The sequence below is a fragment of the bacterium genome (genome assembly GCA_030018315.1).
In the GTDB taxonomy this organism is placed as follows: Bacteria; Hydrothermota; UBA3073; order JACQXS01; family JAGMCI01; genus JASEGA01.
On record JASEGA010000048.1, the window covers coordinates 1 to 5,483 of the forward strand.

A 5,483-nucleotide genomic window follows, 5' to 3' on the forward strand; every position below is an offset into this window, starting at 1 on the left:
ATAGAGGACATTTTACCTAAAAAATAAAAGAGGACATTTTTGCTGAAAAGTAACACTCAAAATGCAAGACCTTTGCCATTTGTGCTTCTGTATTACCTCTTGCACCAGCATAGGTCATAGCTAAAGCTATTGAGATACTGTAAGGTGAAAAGAACAGATTGCCTTCCCGTTCTTTTAGATTTCCATAGAGTTCAATTGCAAATTTATTACTTCCCTCCACCACTGTTTTCTTGTCAGCATCGGCAACCTGAGAAAAAACTACTCTATTAAAACTGGGGAGCGATACACTAATAACCAATGAAACCACCAAAAACTTATAAACTCTACGCATGTCAACCTTCCTATTATAACATATAATTGCTTTTTATCACGAAAACACGAAATGTTGAAAAACGAAATTTCCTAAATTGTTATGGTTAAAGGAATTAAGTTTTTCGTGATTTCGTCCTTTCGCGTCTTCGTGATAATTTTTTGAGTTGTCAGACAGCCTCATAGGTTCATTTTTCACTCTCATTTTAATTTATAATTCTCTTTACAAGCTCATCTGCCACCTTAAATGGATTTAATTCCTTATTATACACCTTTTCTACTATTTTATCGAGTTCCCCTTCTTTAAGTACATCTCTCTTAAGACGTTCGCTTATTTTACTTTCTACAAGCTCTGTTATCCGAAGCTTCATTTTCTCTTTCCTATTAGATTCAAAGTTGCCACTCGTTTTTAGATATCCTTTGTGAGTCTCAATCATATGGATGAGTTCGTCTATCCCACTATTTTCAGTAGCTATTGTCTTAATTATTGGGTATTCCCATGCTCGCTTTGTGCCACGGAGCTCAGATGTAAATTTAAGCTCAGCGACCATACGCTCAGCCCCTTCCCTATCACTCTTGTTTACTACAATTATATCTGCAATCTCAAGTAGTCCTGCCTTCATTGCCTGGATTGAGTCTCCTGATTCTGGAACAAGGACTACTATAGTGGTATCACATAAATTAGCAATGTCAAGTTCTACTTGTCCTACTCCTATTGTTTCAATTATTATGTAGTCCATCCCAAACGCATCCATAACGAGTGCTACATCCTTTGTTGTATTAGCGATACCACCAAGACTACCCCTTGATGCCATACTTCTTATAAATACACCTTCTCTTGCTGTAAGGCTTGCCATTCTAACTCTATCCCCAAGTAATGCACCACCAGAGAATGGTGATGTTGGGTCTACTGCAACAATTCCTACCCGCCTTGACTCAGCGAGGCAGGCTTTATTGCCTTTATCAAGTAATTTACCTGTAAGCTTGTCAACGATTGTAGATTTGCCAGCTCCCGGTGGTCCGGTTATCCCTATATAATAAGCCTTACCAATATATGGGAAGAGTGCTTCTAAGATATCTGTGGCACCATCATTTTCAACTCTACTAATTATGCGCGCAAGTGCTACTTTGTCTCCTTTAAGTAACTCCTTTATAAGGTCTCTACAATGCATCTGCCAGCAACTCGGCGATATCCATCACCTGTAGCTCTGCATTCATAGTTTTGATGCTATCTTCAAACATCTGTAAACAATACGGACAGGCGACGGCTAAGATTTCAGCCCCTGTACCAAGCACTTGCTTAACTCGTACATCGGCTATCCGTTCCACTATTGGCCAGTCATGCCATAGCCCAATGCCGCCGCCACCACAACATAAGCTGTATTCACGAGAAAAGTTAGGTATCTCAACTAACTCCAGCCCAGGTATACTCTTTAATACTTCTCTTGGCTCATCATATATACCATTCTGGCGCCCAAGTGTACACGGGTCGTGGTATGCAACTCGTTTATTAAGTGGTTTTTGTGGAATAAGTCTCTTACTCTTGATGAGTTGTGAAAACAATTGTGTTTGGTGTAAGACTTCAAAGTTTGCACCAAATTCTGTATACTCTTTCTTAAAAGTAGAATAACAATGAGGTGATGTAGTTAATATTTTATGGACACCAGCCTTCTTGAATGCAGTGATATTAGATTTGGCAAGCTCTTTGAATACTTTTTCAGCACCCGCTCTCCTGATACTCTCACAGCAACACTGCTCTTCTTGCCCAAGTATACCGAATGACACATTTGCACTTTTCAAAATCTTAACTGTAGATTGAGCTACATTTTTTGCACGTGTATCATACGCTGGTATACAGCATGAAAAATAGAGAAATTCCATATCTTGCCTGAAGGCTGGTATATCTAACCCATGTGCCCAGTTGCCTCGTTTTTCTCTTGGCTCTCCAAATGGGTTCCCGACATTATAGATCCTGGAAATTACTGCCTTCAAGTCATGAGGTAATGTTCCATAATCAACGAGTATTCTGCGTATAGCTCTCATAATATTTGGTATACTAACACCGTGTGGGCACTCATCAGTACAAGCCTCGCAGCCTACGCATCTGAATATTTCTTCTACTTCTTTTGCTACCTCTTCTTTGACTTCGCTACTTATGGTTACACCAAGTTTAACTGCTTGTGGTATCCTATAAACCGGAAATTCAACTGTTTTCACCTGATACCAAGGACATACGCTCATACACTTGCCACACTGATAACATTTATAGGCATCTATACCACCTGTCTTAAGAATAGCATCCCTAACTTCTGTATCCAATGTAATTACACTACCCATTATCTTTCACAATGGCTTAACAACCCCTTTTTCAACTTTACTACTGCTCTTCTCATTTGTCAAGACAAAAGGAACTCGTTTCCATTTCTTCAATTAAAAACTTGACTTATGTATGTCTTATCCGTAAAATTAGTGTCATGAATAGTGTGAGACTATTTAAGTTAAGAGAAGAAGTTAATAAAGTAGATGCATTCTTGATTACTGAGCTCCCTAGTATACGATACCTTATTAACTTTACTGGGTCCAGTGGGGTATTACTTGTTACGCAAGAAGAAGCAATCTTCTTTACTGATTTCAGATATAAAGAACAAAGTGAAAGAGAAGTTAAGGGCGCAGAGACCGTTATAGTTAAAGAATCACTCCTTGAGCTTGCTCATCATCCAATTATTAAATCATTGAAAAAGATAGGGTTTGAACAAGAAATAAGATATTCAACATATTGGAAGCTTAAAAACGAACTAAAGAATAAAAGACTTGTTCCACTTAAAGATAAGGTAGAAAGACTGAGAATGTTGAAAGATATAGATGAAATAACCAATATTAGAAAAGCAGCTAATATTGCAGATTCTGCGTTTAAAGATGTAAAGTCTACTATAAAGCCTGGGGTAAAAGAGAAAGACATAGCTATTGAACTTGAATATCAATTAAAGAAGAGAGGTGCATCCGGTACCCCATTTGATACAATTGTGGCATCAGGTCCAAATGCAGCTCTACCGCATGCAAGGGCAGGAAATAGAAAATTAAGAGATAGAGATACTGTTATCATTGACTTTGGTGCAGTCTACAATGGCTATGCATCTGATATGACAAGAACGCTGATACTTGGCAATAATCAAAAAGCAAATAAGATTTACAGACTTGTCCTTGATGCACAGCTAACTGCTATAAGTAATGTAAAACATGGTATCTCATTGAAGAAACTCGACCGTATTGCAAGAGATGTAATAACCAAAGCTGGCTATGGTAAATGCTTTGGTCATTCACTTGGCCATGGGGTTGGGCTTGAAGTCCATGAAGCGCCAAGAGTATCATCAAATAGTGAGGACTACGCACAGGTAGGTATGGTTTTCACTATTGAACCCGCTGTATATATTAAAGATTTTGGTGGCGTCCGTATAGAGGATATGGTGGTGGTTAAAGATAGTGGGGTTAAGGTAATCACACATTCACCTAAATGAGAGCATTTGTAGCGATAAAAATCCCGACTGAGATAATTGAAAAAGTGGCTCAACTCCAAGAGAGTTTAAAAGAGGTACAAGGTGTTAAGTGGGTAAAACCTGAAAATATTCATCTTACACTAAAGTTCCTGGGTGAAGTGAAAGACGAACAAATAGAAACTGTAAAATCAGCAATTAAATCTTCTATACAAGGCATCAAACCGTTCAATATTTCACTTTCAGACATTGGTGGGTTCCCTAATTTAAGGCGCCCAAATGTGTTATGGATAGGCGTAAAAGAGGGCAAAGATAAACTTATTGGGCTTATAAATAAATTAGAAAAAGAATTATCTAAACTTGGCTTTGAACCTGAAGCTCGTGAGCCATCACCCCATTTGACAATTGGAAGGATCAAGAAAGGGCAAAAACCAGAAATCAAGAACCAAAAATTTGAAACCTCCGCATTTACCCCGCCTCTTATCAAAAAAGAAGCGGGGTTTATTGCAGACAAAGTTTATCTGATAAAGAGTACACTCACTCCAGAGGCTCCCGTATACACAGATATTGCAGAATTTAAATTTTAAGCTCTATGGAATAGACCAAAGACATATACTCCGTATATAAGCAGTATAACTCCACCTTTCAGTCTTGACGAAAATTTAGGTAGCCTTACAAACAGGGCAGTAGCCACCATAACGAGTAGCATAATTGGTAAATCGTATAATATGGACTGATAAGAGATAGGCACTGGCCTTATAATGGAAACTACTCCCAATACCCATACTATATCCAGAAAGTTTGCCCCAATAATATTTCCCATAGATAATGCATGGTGCCCTTTGATTAGCGATGCGATAGCAGTTGCCAGTTCTGGTAAAGAAGTGCCACCAGCGACAATAGTGAGCCCTATAGCAAGCTCTGATACTCCCAAAGCTCTTGCAATGTCAATCCCACTTTTAACAATCCCTCTACTACCACCTACTACGCATAGGGCACCAAGAATGAACAAAAGAACCTCGTTCCTCATACCCTGTGGTTTGACTTCTACATCAAGAACTGCCATCTCTATTGACCGCTTTTTCATAATCTTTGCGATATAAAAACCATAGAAAACAAGTACAAGGACAAGAACTAAACCATCTATTCGGCTTATTATAAAACCAAAAGATAAAAGTAAAGCTAATATACCACTCCCTATCATAAATATCAACTTTGTCTGCAGCTCTGCCTTTTGATAAACTATTTTAGCTCCTATCAGCCAAGATAACCCTAATACAAGCCCAATATTACATGTGCAGGACCCAATCGCATTCCCAAAAGCTATATCAGTATGGCCCATGCCAGCAGAGGATATGGAGACAGTGAATTCAGGTAGTGTTGTCGCAAACGCAACTATTGTAGCACCAATTACTATCTTTGGGACTCTTGCAATCTCAGCTATAGCGACAGAGGCATCGGTAAACCAGTCTGCTCCTTTGACGATGAAAAATAACGAAACGCAAAGTATAAAAATACTTAGAATCAAATCGCCCTCCTATAATATAAATAGAGTTAAACTATTATCTAATTATACCACTCTGTCAATAAAAATCGGTAAAAATGTCACTTTCAAGCAAAAATGTCCCCTTTAATTTTTAAGCTAAAATGTCCTCTATCTGTCTAATAGAAGTAGTGAAGCGA

General features: G+C 38.3%; 6 protein-coding genes. 2 read left to right on the forward strand and 4 right to left on the reverse strand.

The window, feature by feature from the left end; all coding sequences use genetic code 11:
- Nucleotides 1–16 precede the first annotated feature (16 nt).
- From QMD71_09765 to QMD71_09775, 3 genes are all read right to left on the reverse strand, one after another.
- A complete protein-coding gene (locus tag QMD71_09765) occupies nucleotides 17–331 on the reverse strand; it encodes a serpin family protein (GenBank protein ID MDI6841110.1) in 315 nt (104 codons plus the stop codon).
- Nucleotides 332–515: 184 nt separating this feature from the next.
- Nucleotides 516–1,481, reverse strand: coding sequence for a methylmalonyl Co-A mutase-associated GTPase MeaB (meaB, locus tag QMD71_09770; GenBank protein MDI6841111.1), 966 nt, complete (start codon nucleotides 1,479–1,481; stop codon nucleotides 516–518).
- The gene (locus QMD71_09775; GenBank protein ID MDI6841112.1) at nucleotides 1,471–2,646 is read right to left on the reverse strand and encodes a (Fe-S)-binding protein; all 1,176 of its coding nucleotides are present in this window, start codon (nucleotides 2,644–2,646) and stop codon (nucleotides 1,471–1,473) included. Before QMD71_09775 ends, meaB begins: the two co-directional genes overlap by 11 nt.
- Before the next feature lie 137 nt (nucleotides 2,647–2,783).
- On the opposite strand from QMD71_09775, the gene QMD71_09780 reads away from it, so the two are divergent.
- Both QMD71_09780 and thpR read left to right on the forward strand, forming a co-directional pair.
- Entirely contained in the window at nucleotides 2,784–3,824 is a 1,041-nt protein-coding gene (locus tag QMD71_09780) for an aminopeptidase P family protein (GenBank protein MDI6841113.1), read from the forward strand.
- Nucleotides 3,821–4,387 carry an RNA 2',3'-cyclic phosphodiesterase gene (gene thpR, locus QMD71_09785; GenBank protein ID MDI6841114.1) on the forward strand — a complete coding sequence of 189 codons (567 nt, stop codon included), beginning with the start codon at nucleotides 3,821–3,823 and terminating at the stop codon, nucleotides 4,385–4,387. Before QMD71_09780 ends, thpR begins: the two co-directional genes overlap by 4 nt.
- Here the strand turns inward: thpR and QMD71_09790 are convergent.
- Complete coding sequence (locus QMD71_09790; protein MDI6841115.1) at nucleotides 4,384–5,328, reverse strand: calcium/sodium antiporter; 945 nt, start codon at nucleotides 5,326–5,328, stop codon at nucleotides 4,384–4,386. The two genes, thpR and QMD71_09790, sit on opposite strands and share 4 nt — an antisense overlap.
- Nucleotides 5,329–5,483 lie beyond the last annotated feature (155 nt).

Coding starts and splice junctions, on each gene's coding strand:
- meaB (MDI6841111.1), bottom strand. CDS start 1,481: ATGCATTGTAGAGACCTTATAAAGGAGTTACTTAAAGGAGACAAAGTA.
- QMD71_09765 (MDI6841110.1), bottom strand. CDS start 331: ATGCGTAGAGTTTATAAGTTTTTGGTGGTTTCATTGGTTATTAGTGTA.
- QMD71_09775 (MDI6841112.1), bottom strand. CDS start 2,646: ATGGGTAGTGTAATTACATTGGATACAGAAGTTAGGGATGCTATTCTT.
- thpR (MDI6841114.1), top strand. CDS start 3,821: ATGAGAGCATTTGTAGCGATAAAAATCCCGACTGAGATAATTGAAAAA.
- QMD71_09780 (MDI6841113.1), top strand. CDS start 2,784: ATGAATAGTGTGAGACTATTTAAGTTAAGAGAAGAAGTTAATAAAGTA.